The organism is Paraburkholderia kirstenboschensis (assembly GCF_904848585.1).
Classification (GTDB): Bacteria; Pseudomonadota; Gammaproteobacteria; order Burkholderiales; family Burkholderiaceae; genus Paraburkholderia; species Paraburkholderia kirstenboschensis.
This window is the reverse complement of sequence record NZ_CAJHCR010000003.1, coordinates 208,551-227,909: the sequence shown is the minus strand read 5'-3', so window position 1 is coordinate 227,909 and position 19,359 is coordinate 208,551. Positions and strand designations below refer to the sequence as shown.

Genomic DNA, 19,359 nt, shown 5'->3' with positions numbered 1-19,359 from the left:
CGGATGCGCCACGTACCGCATTCGCCATACCTGCAACGCCCCGCTAACCGGGAATCTTTTCGATGTCTCGCAGCCAGACCGTTGCCTCGCTGTCGCTCGGAGCACGCCAGTCGCCGCGTGGAGACAAGGAGCCGCCCGATCCAACCTTGGGAGCATTGGGAACACAGGAGCGCTTGAACTGGCTCGTGTGGAAAAAGCGTTCGGCGAAGATCGCCAGATTGCGCTTGATGTCGCCAAGCGTGTATTCGTTGCGCGCCACATTTCGACCCGCCGGCCAGACGCCGCGCTCGCGGTCGGCCCATGCGCAATGCGCGAGGAAGGCGACCTTCGACGGTGAAAAGCCGAAGCGCAACAGGTAATAGAGGTTGAAGTCCTGCAATTCATACGGACCGATAATGCTTTCGGTCTTTTGGTCGATGACTTTTTCGACTTTGCCAGGCACGAGTTCCGGGCTGATCTCGGTCGCCAGTATCTGCTCCAGCACATGCGAGCCCGCGTCGCCGACCTGGCCGGATTCGGCGACCCAGCGCACCAGATGTGTAATCAGCGTCTTCGGCACGCTTGCGTTCACGCTGTAATGCGACATGTGATCGCCAACGCCATAGGTGCACCATCCAAGCGCCAGTTCGCTCAGGTCGCCCGTGCCGATCACGATTGCCTGATGGAAATTGGCGAGCCTGAAAAGATGGCTGGTGCGTTCGCCCGCCTGAACGTTTTCGAACGTGACGTCGTATTGTTTTTCACCGGACGCAAACGGATGGTGCAAGTCCTGAAGCATTTGCATGCAGCTCGGACGTATGTCGATTTCCTCCATCGAGCAGCCCACGGCTTGCATCAGATCCTTCGCCTGTTGGAGCGTGCGGCTGCTGGTCGCGAAGCCCGGCATCGTGTAACCGAGGATATTCGAGCGCGGCAGCTTCAACCGGTCCATGGCTTTTGCGCACACGAGCAGCGCCTGCGTGGAATCGAGCCCGCCGGACACACCAATCACCACTTTTGAAATTCCGGCCGCGCCGAGTCTTTGCAGCAGCCCCTGCACCTGAATGTTGTAGACCTCGGCGCAGCGTTCATCGCGTGTCGCGGGATTTGACGGCACATAGGGGAAACGGTTGATTGAACGCATGAGCGGCAAATGCTCCGCATCGGGGAGCGAAGCCGGCACGCTGACCACCTGGAATTTTCCGACCTCGTTCGCGTGGCGGCGCGTGGACTGGCCAAAAGTAGTTTGCCGCATCCGTTCGCGCGACAGCCGTTCGAGGTCGACGTCGCCGTAAATCACATGGGACGTATCGACAAAACGCTCGGATTCCGCGAGCAATTCGCCGTTTTCATAGATCAGCGCCTGGCCGTCCCATGCGAGGTCGGTCGTGGATTCGCCGCGGCCCGCAGACGAATACAGATAGGCAGACAGGCATCGCGCGGATTGCTGACCGACCAGTTGATGCCGATAGCCGGATTTGCCGATCACGATGTTGGATGCCGAAAGATTGACGAGCACCGTTGCGCCCGCGAGCGCCGCAAACGACGACGGTGGCACGGGAACCCATACGTCCTCGCATATTTCAACGTGGAAGCGAAAGAGCGGCGCGTGCGGCACGTCGAACAACAATGACGCGTCGAAGGGCGCGTGCTGTCCGCATAACGTCACTTCGGCGGTCGATGCGTTCTCCGCCGCACTGAACTGGCGGGCTTCGTAGAACTCGCCGTAGTTCGGCAGGTAGCTTTTGGGGACCACACCGCACAGCTTGCCGTTCGAAATCACCAATGCGCAATTGAACAGCTTATGCTCGATCTTCAGTGGTGCGCCGATCACCAGTACCGCGGGAATACTCGTAGAGGCCGCAACGATCTCGCCGATTGCGGCCTCGCACGCGTCGAGCAGTGCTCGCTGATGAAAGAGGTCGTCGCACGTATAGGCCGATATGCCGAGCTCGGGAAACACCACCAGTAGCGCGCCTTTTTGCGCGGCTTCGCGGGCCAGTTGCAGCGTTTCCTGGGCGTTGAATAGCGGATCGGCCACGCGGCACACCGGAACCGCAACCGCGACACGCGCAAAGTCGTGACTGTACAAATTGAAGAATGATCGCGTCATGGTGTGCAGCGCCTTGAGTAGCGGCTCGGACGCGGAAGCTTCTCCGCTCCGGCCGGTGTTGAACACAGCCCGATGCAACGTTCGCAACGCGCTCAGACGGATTGCGGCGAGCCGGGTCTCCCGTTTCGTACATTCGGCAACTGATTGTAGTAATACTCGACTCGCGAAAGCGCGTAAAGCGCCGCGTTTTTCCGGATGGTGGTGCGGTCTCCGTCGAAAACTCGCGTCTCGGTAAACATGAACTCACCGTCCCGGCACTTGTAGCGCCACGCGAAGCACTGCGTGCCTGCCGGCAAATCCGTGCCTTTCGGCGGCGGACCGGCGAGCCCCGTATTGGAGACGGCGATATTGGCCGAGCACCCTTCGAGCGCGAGTACGCCGGTGGCCATCTCCTGGGCGACTGCCTCGCTCGTCAAGCCATGCTCTTCGATGGTCTGCGACCGCACCTTCAGTACACCGCATTTACCCGTTGGCGAGTACACGACGAGGCCCACGTCGAGGCATGCGCCGCTGCCCGGCACGTTCGCGAGCAGCGATGCAATGAGACCGCCGGTGCACGATTCGGCGGTGGCGATCACAAGACCGCGCGACGAGAGAAATCCAACCACGCTGCGGGGAATGTTCATTTTTGCGTCCTCGTTTATCCGATCTCGCTTACGCAAGCTGGTTTATCAAGCTGCTCTAACCAGGCTCGTCTGTTCACGATAAGCCAGTCAGTTGTCAGCGAGCAAGTGCAATACCCGTCGCAGGTTAAGCTTCCGCGGGCGGCACAGCGATTGCTCGATACGGCTGTCCCTTCACCGGGACGCCATGGTTGTTTGTTCGGTTAGGCTCGCCAGATGGCGAGCCTCTTTTTTGCGCTGCATGCGCTATGCATTTGCGCGCCGCTTTAGCATCGGTACAGCGCTTGCTCTTTCTGTTTCGCGTGCGACGGCAAAGGAGGCGACGCTCATGATGTTTCCGACAATCGTTATCAACCGCGAGGACCCGTCCTCGACTGACTCGCAAACATTGCTCGACGAATTGAGCGCCACGTTGGCTTTGTTTACCGGCGACGGCGGACAGAAGCGCTTTTCCATTCACGACGTCGCACTCGAGCGCTCACGCTTTCTGGTTGCGAGGAGCGGTTCTTCAACGCCGCTTGGTTGTGGCGCGTTTCGTCCGCTAGGCGAGCACATTGCCGAGATCAAGCGCCTCTATGCACGCCCCGGTGCGGACGGTGCAGGCAGTGCAATTCTCGCGCGGCTCGAGAAAGAAGCGGCAGAACTAGGCTATCAGGCGTTATGGCTCGGCACGCACGTGAACAATCGTCGGGCGATCGAGTTCTACGAGAAGCACGGGTTCCATCGCATCGCACCGTATGGGCCGCATGTGAGCAAAGACGATTCGTGCTGCTTCGAAAAGCGCCTCGACGGACAGGCGCCCGACAGCCAGCGCCAGGCAACCATGCGCCGAGCGTAATCGAGCCGAACGTAATGCGTCGAATCGCGCGGGCTATGGGCCGCGCTACTTGTGAATTTTCTCGCGCAACGACTGAATGTCGTTGGCGGTCACAGGCCGCGCGTCGTTACCCCATGAGGCGCGAATCCATGAAAGCACATTCGCCATTTGCGCATTCGTGAGCGTTTGAGCGAAGCCCGGCATTGGTTGACGCGGTGGTCCACTGATAGTCGCGGCACTGTTGCCGCCTTCCACCATCAAGCGAATCAGCGAGGTCGTATCTTCTGTGATTACTGCCGGATTGCCAGCCAGCCGCGGAAACACATTGGGCACGCCCGCACCTTGCACACCGTGGCACTGCGCGCAGAACGAGATATAGACTCGCGCACCCACCGATTGAGGCGCATCGACACGATTGCCATTGCGCGCCGGCAAGTCGGGCTGCGCGTGCGGCTCGTAGCCCCCGGACGGCTTTTGCGCGGGCAGCGACTTCAGGTAGTGCGCCATTGCGAGCGCATCTTCGTCGGTCAGATATTGGGTGCTGTCTTCCACTTGCTCGACCATCGAACCGAATGCGGCGAGACCCGCGCCGTGTCCCGTCTTCAGGAATGCAGCGAGATCTTTTTCGCCGATACGTCCGAGTCCCGAGCCCGGATCGCCAGTGAGATTCGGCCCGAACCAGTTGTCATTGACTCCGCCAGTCAAATACGTCGGCGACGACTCGTCGTAGCCGCGTTCCTGAAAGCCCGGCCCACGAGGTGTATGACATGCGCCGCAATGACCTGGACCTTGCACGAGAAACGCCCCGCGATTCCACTGTGCGTCGCGTCCGGCCTTCGGTTGATATGGTTCTTTCGGTGCGAACACGAGTTGCCAGAAATAGAGCACCCAGCGCTGATTGAACGGGAACGGCAGCTTGGTGGGCGGAGCCGGCTCGGGCGCCGGTTTTACGGCGTGCATGAAATACGCGTAGAGCGCCCGCATGTCGTCGTCGGACATTTTTGAAAACGACGTATACGGCATGGCCGGATAGAGCCGCTTGCTGCCCGGCGACACGCCCTCGCGCACGGACCGCGCGAAATCCTCGTAACTGTATGCGCCAATGCCGTACCGGCGGTCCGGCGTGATGTTGCTGCTCATGATCGTGCCGAACGGCGAGGTTAGTCCGAGGCCGCCGCCATAGGCTTGTCCGCCGACGGCGGTGTGGCAACCCGCGCAGTCCGACGCTTTCGCAAGATACTCTCCGCGCGCCACAAGGGCCGCAAGCTCCTGATCCGCTGCACCGGAGGGCTGGGCCGTGACGCGGGCAGCCGTGAATGCGGCAAGAAACGCCGTGCCGGCCAGCACGATCAGTTTGAAGCGCCGCATCATGAGGTGGTATCGCGGCGCGCGGCCAGCGTGTTGGGCATGAGCGTCACTGGCGCGCGGTGCATCAACCAGCGCGCGCCTGTCAGAAGCGCGGCGATCAGATACGCCAGACCGCCAGGCACCCACATCACGAGACCGCCGAGTTGCTGATCCTGCAGCGGGTCGAAGCCGAGCGCCGTTGTCGGCTCTATGTACGCGGGGTACCAGAGCCCTGGCGCGAGCGTGAGCAATGCGCCCAGCGCGCCGGTGTGAACCATCGTCGTGAAGAGCGACAACATTGCATAGCCGCTTTGATCGCGCCGCGCGCCTTCGCCGAAAACGACCCACCAGAACAACAACGCGCTTAGCAGGAAGCTCGCGTGCTGGAGCGTATGAATACCGGCCGACGCGAGCGCGGCTTCGAAAAAACGCGGCATATGCCACGCCCACAGCGCGGCGGCATGCAGCAGCCACGCGACGGTCGGCGCACACAGCGCGCGCCACAGCCCGTTCAGCACCGGTGTGCGGACTGCCGCCGCTATCGCGTGCCGTGCCGCCGGAGGAAAGGCCCACAGCCATACCGCGAGCGGTCGGCCCAGCACGAGCAGCGGAGCGGCCACGATCATCATCAATTCGTGCTGAACCATATGCGCGGAAAATAGCGCCGCGCTCAATGCATCGAGTGGCGAATTGAGCGCGGCGACGAGCGCAAGCCATCCGGCTACGAACGCGCACAGTTGCCGCGTGCGAATGCCGCGCCCGCGTCGGCTGCGCGCGCGCAGACGCCGGTAGCCGGCCGCATAGAGGCCGAGGCTCACGACCAGCAATGCGACGACCCATGGTGCGAAGGTCCAGCTCAGCACGGGCGGCGCGCTTCTTTCCGCGGCAGTCAGCACATGCGCGTGTACGCCGGGCGGAATGCACGCCGCGGCAAACGCGAGTGCGCAGCGCATTGATGTGTTCATTGCACGCAGGGGGATATGAGCCATTGCGGTATCCACATTGCGACGAGTGCGAGCGTCGAAAGCATGCCGACCCACGTGGCCGCGCACGCGAGCATTGCGGGACGCGCGGGCAGTGCGGTCGCATTCGCGGGGGCGATCATGCCGGCCTCGCGCCAGCGGTGCCAGGCAAGCAGCGTGGCGATCATCGAGAACAGCAGCGCAGTGCCGGTGACGCTGCCTAGAGGCAGAATCGTTCGCCACGCACAGGAGGTCGTGACGAGTGCATAGTCGGCGCCCAGCGCGGCCAGTACCGCGGAAGGCGCGCCGAGGAGCGCGAGCCAGGTTCGCATGGCAAACCTCCATCACAAGCGGGGAGCGAGGTAGATCACCGCATAGATCGGCAACCAGCTGAGTACGACGAAGTACCAGTACAGCGCGTTCTCGCTCACGTCGACGAAACGTTTCCCTTCAAACGGGCCGGTGAACAGCAGCACGGCCAGCACCGCCGTGTCCAGGGTGTCAGTAATGAGGTGCGTGGTGTGCAGGCCGAGCAGCAGCCATACGACCGAGCCGTAGGCGTTCGTGTACCAGCTCACATTCAGTGCGGCAAACTCGACGCCGCGCACCACGAGAAAGGCCACGGCGAAAAGCAGGCATACGCAGAGCCACAGACGCGCGCGGGCGCGCTGCTGGCGGTCGGCAGCGCGCTTCGCAAGCTGGTTCGGCCACATGCTCACGAGCAGAATCGCGGTGTTTGCGGTGCCCCACAGCAGGTCGGGCGGCGCGGCGTTGAGCGGCCACCTCGCGGTGAGACCGCGCAGATAGAAGTACGTCATTGCCGCGATGGCAAAAACGGTGCCCTCGATCAGCATCAGACACACGGTGCTCCACCACATCAGACTGCGATGCCCGAAGGCGAAGCTCGGCAGATGGCGCACGTTCAGCATCAACGCTGGAGTGGCGCCCGCGTCGTTTGACACAGCGTTTACCGGCACTTTGCGCAATTCCGTCATGGCCGTTGCTCCAGTTGGACCGCACGCTGGTTCTGGCCGCGATTGGGCCAGAACCAGCCGATCAACGCGATCGTGACCGGGACCGAACCCCACACGACAGCCCACGGCGAAAAGATCGAGCCGATGAACAACACGGTGGTCGCCACTGCGCTGATAAACGGCCAGATCGAGGGCGATGGAAACAGCAGACGCAGATCGGGCAGCGCGTCGAGCGCGGTGGTAGACAACACTTCACGCGATTCGGCAGCAAGGCCGCTCACATATGCCGGTTGCGCGGAGGGCTCCCACAATGGGTCGCGTCCGTGAACCACGGGCAGCGCGTCGAAGTTGTGCGGCGGCGGCGGACTCGCGGTGCTCCATTCGAGCGTGCCCGCGCCCCACGGATCGGCGCCCGCCACTTCGCCATGCCGGTAGCTGCGCACCGCATTGACGATGAACACCAGCACGCTGACGCCTATCGTCACCGCGCCTATCGTGGCGGCCAGGTTCATGCCGTCCCAGCCCATGCCGTGCGGATAGGTCCACACGCGGCGCGGCATGCCGTGCAGACCGAGCACGTGCATCGGAAAGAACGCCACGTTAAAGCCGATAAAGAACAGCCAGAATTGCAGACGTCCCAGCGTCTCGTTCATCAGCCGGCCAGTCGCTTTCGGATACCAGTAGTAGAACGCGCCGAACAGCGGAAATACCGCACCGCCGAGCAATACGTAATGCAGATGCGCGACCACGAAGTAGGTGTCATGTACCTGCAAGTCGAGCGCCACCGAACCGAGCATCACGCCGGTCATGCCGCCCAGCACCAGAATGAAGAAGAAGCCGAGCGCAAACCATAGCGGCGTCTTCAGGTTGAGGCGGCCGGTCCACAGCGTAGCGATCCAGCAGAAGATCTGCACGCCGGACGGGATGGCGATCATCAGACTGGCGGCTGTAAAGAAGTTCTTGCCGAGCGCCGGAATGCTCGTCGCGAACATGTGATGCACCCATAGACCGAACGCGAGAAAGGCCGTCATGATCAGCGCGAGCACCATGACCGGGTAGCCGAAAATCGGGCGGCGCGCGAAGGTTGGAATGATCGACGAAAGAAAGCCGAGCGGCGGAATGAAGATCAGGTACACCTCGGGATGCCCGAAGAACCAGAAAAGGTGCTGCCACAACAACACGTCGCCGCCGCGCGCCGGGTTGTAAAAATGCGTACCGACCAGACGATCGAGAATCAGCGCGGTGCTGCCGAGCATCACCGCCGGCATCGCGAACAGCACCATGAATTGCGTGATCAGCGTAGCCCACACGAATAGCGGCATGCGGTTGAGCGACATGCCGGGCGCACGCATCTTGAAGATCGTCGTAATGAGCACGACCGCTTCGAGCAGCGAGGCAAGCTCCGTGAAGGTGATCATCTGCGCCCAGATGTCGACGCCTTTGCCCGTCGAATAATCAGGCCCGGCGAGCGGCACATAACTGAACCAGCCTGCATCCGGTCCGGCGCCGAGCACGAACGCCACGTAAAGCGTCGCGCCGCCGAACAGAAAGACCCAGTAGGCGTAGGCGTTCATCCGCGGGAAGGCGACGCTGCGCGCGCCGATCATCAGCGGCACGAGCCATGTCGCGATTGCCTGCATGATCGGCACGGCGAACAGGAACATCATCGTCGTGCCGTGAATCGTGAAGAGCTGGTTGTACAGCTCCGGGCCGACGAGACGATTGCCGGGGCGCGCGAGCTGCAGTCTCATGGCGAGCGCGAGCAGGCCGCCCAGCAGAAAGAAAACGAACGTGGTGATCACGAAGCGCCGCGCCACGGTCTTGTGATTGACAGCGGAGAGCCGGCCCAGCCAGCCCGGGCTATCGCTCCAGGTGCGCGCAAGCGCTTCGGCGACCTGCTGCCCGGCGGCGGGACCGTCCACCAGATGCTCGGCCGGCCGCCCCGATGTGGATTGACGTTCGCTCATTGAAGGGTTCTGATCCATGCGACAAGGGCACTCAGGTCCTGCGCCGACAACTGGCTCGCCGGCATCGTGGTGCCGGGCTTCATGCTGCCGGGCGCCTTGATCCAGGACTCGAGGTTGGCGGGCGTGTTTTCGAACGTTTCGGCGGCGAGCATCGGGCGGCTCATCACGTGGGTGAGGTCGGGTCCGAGCACCCCGTTTGCGGAGGTGCCCCGCACGGTATGGCAGCCGGCGCAGTTCCCGGTCGTGAAGAGGCGCTCGCCTTGCGCCTGTAGCGCGTTGAGCGGCTGCGGCGCGGGCGTCCGTTGACGCGCGACCCATGCGTCGTACTGGGCGGGCGGCTCGGCGACCACCGTGAATGCCATCAGCGCGTGTTCGAGGCCGCAGAATTCGGCGCACTGTCCGCGATACGTGCCGGCGCGGTCGGCGCGGAATTCGATCGTCGACTCCCGGCCGGGAATCATGTCCTTCTTGCCGTGCAGATTCGGCACCCAGAACGTATGGATTACGTCGTCGGCTTTGAGCGAAATGACGACGGGCCGCCCCACCGGCACGTGCAGTTCGTTCGCAACCGCGAATCCGCTGCCGGGTGTGTCGTCCGCGTAGCGCGCTTCCCACCACCATTGATGCCCGGTCATCTCCAGATGAACCGCGTCGGCGACGGGCAGTCGCGACAGCGCGCGATCGGTCATGATGTCGGCGAGCAGCAGCCCGAAGAGCAATACCACCGACGCAATCGACGCCGCGCTCACCACGCGGCGCACGCGTCTCTCCGGACGCTCGAGCGAGCCGAGGTCCGGGCTCGCGTCGCGGCTGGCACGCGGCGCGCGCGCCATGGCGAGCAGCAGCGCGATCAGCACAGCCGCGAACACGAGCGAGCAGACGGTCAGCGTGACGGTCCAGAGAGAGAAAATGTGCGAGGCCTGCACGCCCGCTGGACTGAGCGCATCATGAGCGGGGACGGCCTGTGCTTCGAACGCGAGGCCGCCGCATAGTGCGGCTGATGCCCGAAGCGGAATCAGTCGGCGCGGCGGCCTGGCTGCAGCGCCCTGCAGATCTTTTCGGGGTGCTTGGCCTGTTTTCATGCTTGGCGCGGTGGCTCGTGGGGCGTTTGTGAGTGGGTATAGCAATCTCTGTACCGCGCCGGGTCGGGATTGGCAGTACTATGAGCGGCTTGGAGCCGCTTACACCCGCTTACACCAGCCGTGGCAGTCTTACGGAAACACTCTTCATATCGCAGGCGTTCGCTAATAAAATGTCGAATGCGCATAAAGCCGCAAAAGGACCGGCTTGCCTGAGGCTTTACGTGCGAAACAAGAGAGAAAAGTAGAAGACAACACACGGTGCGCCGTCAGTGGCGCGCTAAAAGCAGATTAGGTCGTCGGCCTATTCTCGATGGAGCAGGTTAATGGCGCATGCATACGAGCCCGATGACATCGTTCAGAACTGGGCCAACATCTGGGTTCAATCTCTGCGCGACTACGCGGTGATCGGTCTATCCGAAGACGGCCACATCCGCTCGTGGAATGTGGGCGGTGAAGCCATTCACGGCTTTCGCGAAGACGAGGTCGTTGGCAAGCCGCTGGATATCTTCTACACCGCCGAAGAGCGCGCGAAGGGTTCGCCGCAAGCGGCGCTCGACACGGCGCGTCGCGAAGGGCGCTTCGAGGGTGAAGGCTGGCGCCTGCGCAAGGACGGTAAGGCATTCTGGGCGAGCGTCGTGCTCACGGCGCTGCGCTCGCCAGACGGCGTGCTTCTCGGCTACGGCGAGATCGTGCGCGACATGACCGATAAAAAGACGGTGCACGACGCAGTGCTCGAAAGCGAGCGCCGTTTTCGGCTGCTCGTCGACGGCGTGACCGATTACGCGATCTTCATGCTGTCGCCGGAAGGCATGGTGACCAACTGGAATTCGGGTGCGCGCCGCATCAAGGGCTATACGGCCAGTGAAATCATCGGCTCGCATTTTTCGCGCTTCTATACGCCCGAAGACGCCGGCAGCGGACTGCCGCAGCGCGGCCTCGCGGCCGCCGCACGCGACGGCCGTTTCGAGGCGGAAGGCTGGCGCGTGCGCAAGGACGGCTCGCGCTTCTGGGCGCACGTCGTGATCGACGCGATCCGCGACGGCGGCGCGCTGGTCGGCTTTGCGAAGATCACCCGCGACATCACCGAGCGCATGGAAGCGAATCGTCTGCTGGAAGAGACACGCATCGCGCTCGTGCAGTCGCAGAAGATGGAAGCCATCGGCAAGCTGACGGGCGGTGTCGCGCACGATTTCAACAACGTCATGCAGATTTTGCGCGGCAACCTCGAATTGCTCGAAAGCCGCCATAAACGCGACGGCTGGACGCGCGAGCGCCTCGACAAGGCGATCGACGCAGTAGAGCGCGGCGCGAAGCTCGCGTCGCAATTGCTCGCGTTCGGCCGCCAGCAGCCGTTGCGGCCTATCGTGATCAATCTTGCCGCCGCAGTTCGGGGCATGGACGACCTGCTGCGCCGCGCGCTCGGCGAAACGGTCGAGATCGAGACCGTCGTGTCGGGTGGACTGTGGAATTCCCTCGTCGACGTGCATCAGATGGAGAACGTGATCCTCAATCTCGCGATCAATGCACGCGACGCGATGAAGGAGGGCGGCAAGCTCACGATGGAAGTGTCGAACGCCATGCTCGACGATCAGTACGTTGCGGGCTTTCCAGACGTGCCCGCCGGCCAGTACGTGATGCTCGCCGTAACCGACACCGGTACGGGCATGCCGGCCGAAATCGTGCAGCGCGCGTTCGATCCGTTTTTCACGACCAAGCCCGAAGGCGAGGGCACCGGCCTCGGCCTGAGCATGGCCTATGGCTTCGTCAAGCAGAGCGGCGGCCACATCAGGATTTACAGCGAAGTCGGACACGGCACGACGGTGAAGATCTATCTGCCTCGCTCGATGGAAGACGCGGTCGCGCCGCCGACCTCGCCCCCGGTCACGCTGACGCTGCTTGGCGGGACGGAAACCATCCTTGTCGTCGAGGACGACCAGGAGGTGCAGTCGACGGTGGTCGACACGCTTTCGGGGCTCGGCTATAGCGTGCTGAAGGCGAACGACGCCGAGCAGGCGCTCGCGGTGGTGCGCAGCGGCGTGCATATCGACCTTCTCTTTACCGACGTGGTGATGCCCGGCCCGCTGCGCAGCCCCGCCATGGTCGCTATGGCGGTGCAGTTGTTGCCGCGTATGAAGGTGCTCTTCACCTCCGGCTATACGCAGAACGCGATCGTGCATGGCGGGCGGCTCGATCCCGGCGTTGAACTGCTGAGCAAACCGTACAGCCGCGAACAATTGGCGTACAAGATCCGGCAGATACTCGGCGTTCCTCCGCTCGCCCGTAGCGGCGACGCAGTCGAAATCCAGGGGGGCGCGGCTGACTCGGGTCTGCGCCTGCTGCTGGTCGACGACGATCTGGATACGTCCGAGGCCATCGGCGAGTTGCTGAAGCTGCTGGGCCACGACCCCGCTGTCACCGCCTCGCCGCAAGAAGCATTGCAGCTCCTGGAAGAACAACCGTTCGACGTGCTGATCACGGATCTGTCCATGCCGGTCATGTCCGGTCTCGAACTCGCGCAACGGGCTACTCAAGTACGGCCCACGTTACGTGTGATTTTTGCTTCGGGTCACGAGATGCCGTCGGTGAACAAGCTGCCGTTTCGCTGGGGAGCGCTGCGCAAGCCCTATAGCATGGACGAACTCAGCGCGATGCTGCGCGGTTTCGACAAGTAGCTCGGAGTGGGTGCCACGCGTCAGCGCAGAGAACAATTGCACGCGAACTTGAATTGAGCGACCGCAAGAGCGGCTTCGTTCTTGCCGCGCTGTTGCACTTCTTCTGCGAGGAGCTTCTGGAACAGGGGCAAGTTCGTTTCGCCGTACAGTTCGCAAAACTCGGCGACCGTTTCGACGATTGCTCGCCTTTCGGTCTCTGGAGTCAATGTACTGCTGATGTGCGAAGAGCCGCGCGCGAGTTCAACCGCGTAAGTAAGGCGTGCAGTCGCGGCGGCGGCGCCTGAATTTGCCTTCGGCATGAGGGTTCTCTAGTATTTTTATTCGATGTTCGGCGAGCGTCGCTCGCCGGTGTCGCGTGGTAAAAAGCTTTCATTGAATTTATCGCCCAAACCTGAAGGAAATCTTAAGGCAGTACTTTTTGCGGCCAACGTGCTTAGCCTTTGTTGCGTAAAGCGTTAGGCGTGTCGGGCAACTCCGGAGCACCTTGCGCTGATGACTGTGCGCAAAGCCGCGCGCTGTTCTGCTCAGTGCGCCTGATAGGCGCCAATCCACTGATCTTCTCGGCCAGCATTCTCTCGTACACGCCGAAGTGCAAGTCCACCTCCTCCTGCGTGACTACTGTCACGAAGATCCGCACTTGCGAGGGCATCAAACCGAGAACCGTGGCAATCGCCGCTTCTAGTTGCGGGGCGCAAAGCCGGTCCTCGGCGAACGTTGTTCCGACCGATACGTCGTACGATTTTTCCTCTCGCACCGCGACATCCACGAGCCGCGCGCGGGCGCTCATATTGTTCTCTATCGCAATGCGTATGACGTCCACGGCGGTCCTCATGCCTTCCGTGGGAAAGCCTCCTGGCGAGCGCAGACAGACTCGATGCCGCCCAAGAGTCAGCCAGTCCGAATCGAATTCCATGCCTTTTTCTCCGACACTTGATCTCGCACGACTATGTGGTTTCAGTTGTGTTTTTCAAGGTCAAAAATTTGCGCAAAGGGGTCTTGAAATCGTCGTGGCGAGATCTATTTTAGATTCCGCTCAGGCAGACGCGCCGTTCCGGCGGCGCGCTGCGTGTTTCGATTTGTCTGTCAGCGGGTGCGGGCAGGCGGACTGGAGCGCGTAGGCCCGTCCGTCTCCTTGCCCCGGTACTACCGAGGAGGAAACGATCATGAGTGACCTTTACTTCGCGACCGACCTGTTCAGCCAGCTCGACCGTCTGCAGCAGCAGATGTCGGCGGTGTTCGGCGGTTTTCCTTCGAGCATCCGCTCCGGCCGTCTGTCGGCCTTTCCGCAAATCAATATCGGCACCACCGACGACTCGATCGAGATCGTCGCGTTCGCGCCCGGTATCGACGTGTCGCAACTCGATGTGTCGATCGACAAGGGCTTGCTGACGATTGCCGGCGAGCGCAAGCGCGTCGCGCCGGAGGCGGACGAGTCCACGCGCCAATACGCGCAGGAGCGTTTTACAGGCTCTTTCCGCCGTGTGATCGAGTTGCCGCAGCAGGCCGACCCCGACAAGGTCGAGGCGCGCTACACGAACGGCTGCCTGTCGATTAGCGTCGGCAAGCGCGAATCGTCCAGGCCGCGTGCAATCACCATTCAATGATCTCACCGATGATGGAGCGAATCATGAGCGATACGACCGAAGTTGTTCAGAAGGAGCAACAACCCGCGGCGCGCGGCGAGCGCGAGCCGGCTGAGCAGCGCGCGACGCTGACGCCGCCCGTCGACGTGATCGAAAACGCGCACGGTGTCACGCTGTGGGCGGATCTGCCGGGTGTGTCGAAAGAGAAGCTGGAGGTGCGCGTGCACGACGGCAATCTTCACATCGAGGCTGAAGCGAGCGTGCCGACGCGCGCCGGCTTGCGCCTGCAACATGCGGAAATCCGCGCGCCGCATTTCTCGCGTTCGTTCACGCTGGGTGCGGAATTCGATACGTCGAAGATCGAGGCAAATCTTCAGGACGGTGTGCTGAAGCTCGTCATTCCGCGCCGCGAAGAAGCGCGGCCACGCCGTATTGAAGTGAACGTCGGCTAACGGTGCTTGCCACGGCCCGCCCAGGGTCGTGGCTCCCTGATTCGGCCCGGCAGCTTCCTAGCCGAAGAGTTGCGCACCCGCACCGGTATCGGATGCGGGCGGCGCCGCGCGCGTTCCTGCGAGGAGTTGTTCATAGACGCGCAGATAGTCGCCGGCCATGCGTTCAGCCGTGAAGCGCTGCTCGAACGAACGGCGGCATTGCGCGCGATCTATTTCGCCGATGCGCGCGACCGCGCTGACAGCCTGCTCGACGTTATCGACGATAAAGCCGTTCACGCCATGCGTTAGCACTTCGGGCACCGCGCCGCGTCCAAATGCAACCACCGGCGTGCCGCATGCCATTGCCTCGATCATCACCATGCCGAACGGCTCCGCCCATTCCACCGGAAACAGCAGCGCCCGCGCATTGGCGATGAGTTGCCTGCGTAGTTCACCGCCGACTTCGCCGAGATAGTCGGTGAAGTCGCGCGAACATGCGAGCAGCGGTTCGATCTGCTGTGCGAAGTACTCCCGCTCGCCGGGGTGGATCTTGCCGGCCATTTTCAACGGCAGTCCGGCGCGCCTTGCGATTTCGACGGCGAGGTCGGGCCGCTTGCCGGGCATGAAACGGCCGAGAAAAAGCAGATACGGCGCGGGCTCCGGCTGAAACTCGAATTCGTCGAGCGGCAGACCGTGATAGATGGTTGCTTGCCAATTGGCGGACGGCACCGGCTTGCGCTGGTCGTCCGAAATCGACACGAGCGGCGCAGACGCGAATTCGCGAAAGAGCGGCCCGTGATCGACAGGCAGCAATTGCCCGTGCAGCGTGGTAAGCGACTTGCACGGTAACGACCGTGCGAGCGGAAAGTGCAGCGGATCGCCATGAAAATGCACGACGTCGAACTCATTCGCGAGATCCGCGACACGCGCCAGTTGCCTCACGTGGTGCGTAAGCGTGTCCCACACGGCCGTATCGCGCCATAGTCCGCGCTCGCAGATCGGAACCAGGCGTGCAGCCGTGCTCGAGTCGGCAGTGGCGAACAGCGTGACATCGTGGCCTCGCCGAACGAGTTCTTCAGTGAGGTAGGAAACTACGCGCTCGGTGGCGCCGTACGCAAAGGGTGGGACGCATTCGTAAAGAGGGGCGACTTGAGCGATTCTCACGGGGCAGTCGTGTCCTGAGGTTGGGTTGCGGCCGCGTTCACGGCACATGCGAACGCGGCCATTGTTGACGGCTTCAGGATTGGTCCTTCTTTACTTCCGACAGGTCGTCCTCCTTGACTTCCGCTTGCCGGACCGTGGTGCCGTCGTCGCCGGTTTCGGACACATCGGTTTCAAATGTTCCTTCGCCAGATTGATCGGCACTCTCGCCTGGTGCAGTGTCGTCCGGACTATTCGGTTTCGTCGCCATTGCATTCTCCCGTGGGTTGGTTGGAAGGCAACGGGTGTCGAGCAAGGGTCGCTCCCGACTAGCATCGGCGAGGTCATGAGACTGGGGCGCCTTTCGTCGAGCGCACTTGTAATCGCTGCGAGAAAGCCGCGAAATTTGTTCATCTGGCAATGAAGCCGTCGCGGGAAAGCGTTAATGCACCAGCAAATAAAAACGCCTCGTGGCAGCGGAGCGGCATGGCGGTTGCTGCTCACCGATGTCGCAACGAGCATTGCGCCACTTTGGCTACCCCGTTCGAAAATCAGTGAGGAAACGCATGAAAAAGATGACAGTAATTGCAGTAGCGTGCGGTTGTTTCAGCCTGCTTCCGGTCGCCGCCAACGCGCAGACAGAAGCCGCTTCCACTACCGCCGCCAACCCGCTCGCACAGGTGGACAAGGACTTCGTTCAGGCCGCTTCGATGTCTTCGTCGACGGAGATCGACGCGGCAAAACTCGCGACTAGCAACTCCAGCGACAAGGATGTGAAATCGTTTGCGCATCACATGATGCTCGATCACACCAAGCTGACCGTCCAGTTGAAGATGGCCGCGCCGCATGGCGTAGAAGTACCGAAGGACAATTCGGACACGAGTGTCCTCGACGCATTGAAGCCCCTAAAGGGCAAAGAATTCGATCAGGCGTATATCCAGAAGGTCGGTCTTGAAGGACACAAGAAAGCCATTGCTGCCTTCGAAAAGGAAATTGCCGAAGGCCAGAACGCCGATCTGAAGAAGGCTGCGCAAAAGGCGTTGCCGACCATCAAGGAGCACTACCAGCGTGCTCAACAACTTGCGGCCAAGAAGGGCGTGACCCAGCAGTAATGTTGCTATCCCGCGACTCGGGCTCGACATGAGCATCCGAGTCGCGCCCGATTGTTAAGCGGGCGTTACGGCGCGTGGCACGTGGCGTGCTGCGCCTTTCCAGGCAGGCGGCCGCCACTGCGTTCGATTGGGGCCGCGAGTCTGGCGAGAACATTCGCAGAAGGGGCAAGAAGTACCGTAATCAAAGGCTATCGCAACATCGTGTTGGGAGAGCGACATGGACACTCAAGGCGTACAGCGCTCACCGGGCGGGCAGGCCGGGCAGACCGCGCAGACCGGTGGGTGCGCATGCGGAGCCGTGCGATTTCACGTTAGCGCAGAGCCGAGGCGCGTATCTCTGTGTCATTGCATGACCTGCCGTCGCGTGCATGGCAGCGCCTTCGGCGCGTATGCGATGTTCGCGCGCGACGCCGTTGAATTCTCCGGGCCGGTCCAGGTGTGGCAAAGCTCGCCAGAAGGCAGACGATATTTCTGTCCAACCTGCGGGTCGGTCGCGTTCATGGAGTACGTGGGAAGCGATGAACTCGACATACCGCTAGGCGCGTTCGATAGCGTCGGCCTTTATGAGCCGACCTACGAATTATGGTGCTGTCATAAAGAACCCTGGCTGCCGCAGGGCGTTCGCACTGAATATGAGGAAGAGAGTCCCGAGTAGCCTTGCAAGCAGTGGGCAGTACCTCGATGAACTACTTTCGTGAATGAAGGAGCGGAAAATGAGCGATCCGAAGCAATCCAATGCACAACCGGGTAATCCGAAGAATGCGGGTAAGCAGAACGGGCAGCAACAGCAGAATCAGCAGAAGACGCCGCAGCACCAGGGCGGCCAACGTCAGCCCTGATCGGCTGCTGAACGTTTCACCGGCGCCTCATTTCAGGCGCTGATGTCCCGTTCGGCGGGAGAGGGCGCGGCGCGCATTCGATGTGCGCCGCGCCTGCGTTTGAGGCATCCCTACGCGCTCTTTCCTTGGCCCCTGAAACAGTCGACTCGCAATTGCAGGAATCGAGATGGTGAGAAGGAAGTTGCACTTTCACAATAGTTCGATGCGGCATCCGGCATCGCCTGACGGTATAGCCATTACCGCCAGCGATTACAGAATCTACCCGACGTATCGGCGCACCGTGACCGGCACGTTCACCGGCGACCTGAAGGTCGTACGCACAACGGATGACCGGCTGATATTTCCGTACGACGGCGCGCCGATGATAGGTCCGTTCGAAACCGCGCTGGAAGCGCGTGAGGCCGCTGCGCTCAAAGGCGCGGAAGTCGTCGCGGCGGACCTTCTGAACCCGGAATACTGAGCCGCTAAGCGGCCAGAGCTCATGCCGTTCCGACAAAAACAATGGAGACGTGAATGAAGACGCTGGACATCGAGCGTTTGCGCCCCACGCAAGTCACGCGCGGATTGCGTGAGGTCGAGGAAAAAATGCGCTTCTATCAATCGCTGTCCGGTCACGACCTCGACATGGCCATTGCCGGGAAACCCGTCCCGATCGTCCTCGGGCCTCGGGGTGAATCGTACGCGATCGATCATCACCACGTCGCCGGGGCTCTTTGGCAGGCTGACATCAAGTCGGTACCCGTCGTGCTGGTTAGAGATCTGTCCACGTATTCGCCGGCCGAATTCTGGCTCACGCTCGAGAACAACGGTTGGACGTATCCGTACGATCAGCGAGGCCAGCGGGTGTCTTTTGCAGACATGCCGCCGCACGTCTGGGACATGATCGACGACGAGTTTCGCAGCCTCGCCGCTTCGGTGCGCGATGCCGGCGGTTATCAGCAAACGAATGTGCCTTTGGCGGAATTCCGTTGGGCGGATCTGTTTCGCCAGAGGCTCCCGCTTCCCGCAAACGACTCGGAATACGATGCACTGGTGCAACGAGCGGTTGAACTGGCGAAAAGCCAGGCGGCGCTCGGCCTGCCCGGCTATATCGATCCCGCCGATAATGAACACGGCGCCGCGACCAAGTCCGGCGAGCCGGAGGTTTAAGCGCGTTCGTTCTCTTTCGCCTTCCCGGTAGTGGTTTTTTCCACGCAGGCGTCCACGTCGACGGTGTGCTCGCCTTGTGTGCCGACCCGGCTTGCCAACCGTAGATATGCTTCGGCCAAACGGCGAAGATCGTCTTCGGATGCGTCTTCAATACCGATCAACTGATTGTTCGCCGCGCGATGCGAAGCCAGTAATTCGTTGAGCTTCAGATGCATCGCCACACTGTCCTTGTTCTGACTCTGCTGGATCATGAAGACCATCAGGAAAGTGATGATGGTGGTGCCGGTGTTGATGACGAGTTGCCAGGCGTCGGAATAGTGAAAGAGCGGTCCCGTGACCGCCCAAACGATGACCGTGATGACCGCGATGCCGAATGCAATCGGCGATCCGGCAAGCCGCGTAACCGAACTCGCGAAGTTGTCGAACGCGCGCGTGACGGGATTGCGCGCTGCGTAGGCAGGGCTGGACGTCGGCGGAACGGTGTCCATGCTATCCGCGCTTGAGCGGGCTTCTCCTGGTCGCATCTTTTCCTCCGGGAATTGCTGTTGACCAGGTAGTAGCACATTGCA

22 protein-coding genes are annotated in these 19,359 nt (G+C 61.8%); 10 read left to right on the top strand and 12 right to left on the bottom strand.

All coding sequences use genetic code 11. From position 1 onward, the window contains the following. Positions 1-43: 43 nt before the first annotated feature. Together JMY24_RS10860 and JMY24_RS10855 are read right to left on the bottom strand one after the other, a co-directional pair. Positions 44-2,092: an NAD(+) synthase gene (locus tag JMY24_RS10860; RefSeq protein ID WP_128596890.1), complete on the bottom strand. Its 2,049-nt coding sequence runs from the start codon at positions 2,090-2,092 to the stop codon at positions 44-46. Between the two features lie 92 nt (positions 2,093-2,184). After that, positions 2,185-2,718, bottom strand: coding sequence for a CinA family protein (locus JMY24_RS10855; RefSeq protein ID WP_128596891.1), 534 nt, complete (start codon positions 2,716-2,718; stop codon positions 2,185-2,187). Positions 2,719-3,043: 325 nt separating this feature from the next. Here JMY24_RS10855 and JMY24_RS10850 point away from each other — a divergent pair, with 325 nt between their 5' ends. Continuing rightward, the gene (locus JMY24_RS10850) at positions 3,044-3,553 is read left to right on the top strand and encodes a GNAT family N-acetyltransferase (RefSeq protein ID WP_128596892.1); all 510 of its coding nucleotides are present in this window, start codon (positions 3,044-3,046) and stop codon (positions 3,551-3,553) included. Between the two features lie 45 nt (positions 3,554-3,598). On the opposite strand, the gene JMY24_RS10845 is transcribed toward JMY24_RS10850, so the two are convergent. From JMY24_RS10845 to coxB, 6 genes are read right to left on the bottom strand one after another with little or no spacing between them, the layout of a single operon-like run. Next, entirely contained in the window at positions 3,599-4,903 is a 1,305-nt protein-coding gene (locus JMY24_RS10845; RefSeq protein ID WP_128596894.1) for a c-type cytochrome, read from the bottom strand. Further along, positions 4,900-5,868: a cytochrome c oxidase assembly protein gene (locus tag JMY24_RS10840; protein WP_201702025.1), complete on the bottom strand. Its 969-nt coding sequence runs from the start codon at positions 5,866-5,868 to the stop codon at positions 4,900-4,902. The genes JMY24_RS10845 and JMY24_RS10840 overlap by 4 nt, the downstream gene beginning before the upstream one ends. Continuing rightward, the gene (locus JMY24_RS10835) at positions 5,841-6,173 is read right to left on the bottom strand and encodes a hypothetical protein (RefSeq protein ID WP_128586286.1); all 333 of its coding nucleotides are present in this window, start codon (positions 6,171-6,173) and stop codon (positions 5,841-5,843) included. The genes JMY24_RS10840 and JMY24_RS10835 overlap by 28 nt, the downstream gene beginning before the upstream one ends. A 12-nt stretch (positions 6,174-6,185) precedes the next feature. Then, on the bottom strand, positions 6,186-6,836 hold the full coding sequence (locus JMY24_RS10830; protein ID WP_201702024.1) for a cytochrome c oxidase subunit 3: 651 nt from the start codon (positions 6,834-6,836) through the stop codon (positions 6,186-6,188). After that, entirely contained in the window at positions 6,833-8,782 is a 1,950-nt protein-coding gene (ctaD, locus tag JMY24_RS10825; RefSeq protein WP_128596893.1) for a cytochrome c oxidase subunit I, read from the bottom strand. The genes JMY24_RS10830 and ctaD overlap by 4 nt, the downstream gene beginning before the upstream one ends. Further along, entirely contained in the window at positions 8,779-9,864 is a 1,086-nt protein-coding gene (coxB, locus tag JMY24_RS10820; RefSeq protein ID WP_201702023.1) for a cytochrome c oxidase subunit II, read from the bottom strand. The genes ctaD and coxB overlap by 4 nt, the downstream gene beginning before the upstream one ends. Positions 9,865-10,187: 323 nt before the next feature. On the opposite strand from coxB, the gene JMY24_RS10815 reads away from it, so the two are divergent. Together JMY24_RS10815 and JMY24_RS10810 are read left to right on the top strand one after the other, a co-directional pair. Beyond that, positions 10,188-12,536, top strand: a complete 2,349-nt coding sequence (locus tag JMY24_RS10815; RefSeq protein WP_201702022.1) for a hybrid sensor histidine kinase/response regulator — start codon at positions 10,188-10,190, stop codon at positions 12,534-12,536. A gap of 53 nt (positions 12,537-12,589) precedes the next feature. Next, positions 12,590-12,820, top strand: a complete 231-nt coding sequence (locus JMY24_RS10810) for a hypothetical protein (protein WP_201702021.1) — start codon at positions 12,590-12,592, stop codon at positions 12,818-12,820. Between the two features lie 149 nt (positions 12,821-12,969). Here JMY24_RS10810 and JMY24_RS10805 read toward each other — a convergent pair whose 3' ends face one another. Further along, complete coding sequence (locus JMY24_RS10805; protein ID WP_128587393.1) at positions 12,970-13,449, bottom strand: hypothetical protein; 480 nt, start codon at positions 13,447-13,449, stop codon at positions 12,970-12,972. A 250-nt stretch (positions 13,450-13,699) separates the two neighbouring features. Here JMY24_RS10805 and JMY24_RS10800 point away from each other — a divergent pair, with 250 nt between their 5' ends. Next, positions 13,700-14,140, top strand: a complete 441-nt coding sequence (locus JMY24_RS10800; RefSeq protein WP_128587396.1) for an Hsp20/alpha crystallin family protein — start codon at positions 13,700-13,702, stop codon at positions 14,138-14,140. Between the two features lie 23 nt (positions 14,141-14,163). Further along, on the top strand, positions 14,164-14,571 hold the full coding sequence (locus JMY24_RS10795) for an Hsp20/alpha crystallin family protein (protein ID WP_128587398.1): 408 nt from the start codon (positions 14,164-14,166) through the stop codon (positions 14,569-14,571). Positions 14,572-14,628: 57 nt separating this feature from the next. On the opposite strand, the gene JMY24_RS10790 is transcribed toward JMY24_RS10795, so the two are convergent. Both JMY24_RS10790 and JMY24_RS10785 read right to left on the bottom strand, forming a co-directional pair. Continuing rightward, the gene (locus JMY24_RS10790) at positions 14,629-15,714 is read right to left on the bottom strand and encodes a glycosyltransferase family 4 protein (RefSeq protein WP_128595090.1); all 1,086 of its coding nucleotides are present in this window, start codon (positions 15,712-15,714) and stop codon (positions 14,629-14,631) included. Positions 15,715-15,787: 73 nt separating this feature from the next. Beyond that, positions 15,788-15,961 (bottom strand): hypothetical protein, encoded by a 174-nt coding sequence (locus JMY24_RS10785; RefSeq protein WP_164853500.1) that lies wholly within the window; start codon positions 15,959-15,961, stop codon positions 15,788-15,790. Positions 15,962-16,256: 295 nt separating this feature from the next. Here JMY24_RS10785 and JMY24_RS10780 point away from each other — a divergent pair, with 295 nt between their 5' ends. From JMY24_RS10780 to JMY24_RS10765, 5 genes are all read left to right on the top strand, one after another. After that, positions 16,257-16,802 carry a DUF4142 domain-containing protein gene (locus tag JMY24_RS10780; protein ID WP_128587402.1) on the top strand — a complete coding sequence of 182 codons (546 nt, stop codon included), beginning with the start codon at positions 16,257-16,259 and terminating at the stop codon, positions 16,800-16,802. Between the two features lie 217 nt (positions 16,803-17,019). Continuing rightward, positions 17,020-17,457 carry a GFA family protein gene (locus JMY24_RS10775; protein WP_128595088.1) on the top strand — a complete coding sequence of 146 codons (438 nt, stop codon included), beginning with the start codon at positions 17,020-17,022 and terminating at the stop codon, positions 17,455-17,457. A 58-nt stretch (positions 17,458-17,515) separates the two neighbouring features. Beyond that, positions 17,516-17,641, top strand: coding sequence for a hypothetical protein (locus tag JMY24_RS39240; RefSeq protein WP_013591865.1), 126 nt, complete (start codon positions 17,516-17,518; stop codon positions 17,639-17,641). Positions 17,642-17,807: 166 nt separating this feature from the next. Next, positions 17,808-18,101 (top strand): DUF6723 family protein, encoded by a 294-nt coding sequence (locus JMY24_RS10770; protein ID WP_128587406.1) that lies wholly within the window; start codon positions 17,808-17,810, stop codon positions 18,099-18,101. A gap of 53 nt (positions 18,102-18,154) precedes the next feature. Then, positions 18,155-18,790: a ParB-like protein gene (locus tag JMY24_RS10765; protein ID WP_128595087.1), complete on the top strand. Its 636-nt coding sequence runs from the start codon at positions 18,155-18,157 to the stop codon at positions 18,788-18,790. Here the strand turns inward: JMY24_RS10765 and JMY24_RS10760 are convergent. After that, a complete protein-coding gene (locus JMY24_RS10760; protein WP_201702020.1) occupies positions 18,787-19,314 on the bottom strand; it encodes a low affinity iron permease family protein in 528 nt (175 codons plus the stop codon). The two genes, JMY24_RS10765 and JMY24_RS10760, sit on opposite strands and share 4 nt — an antisense overlap. Between the last annotated feature and the right edge of the window lie 45 nt (positions 19,315-19,359).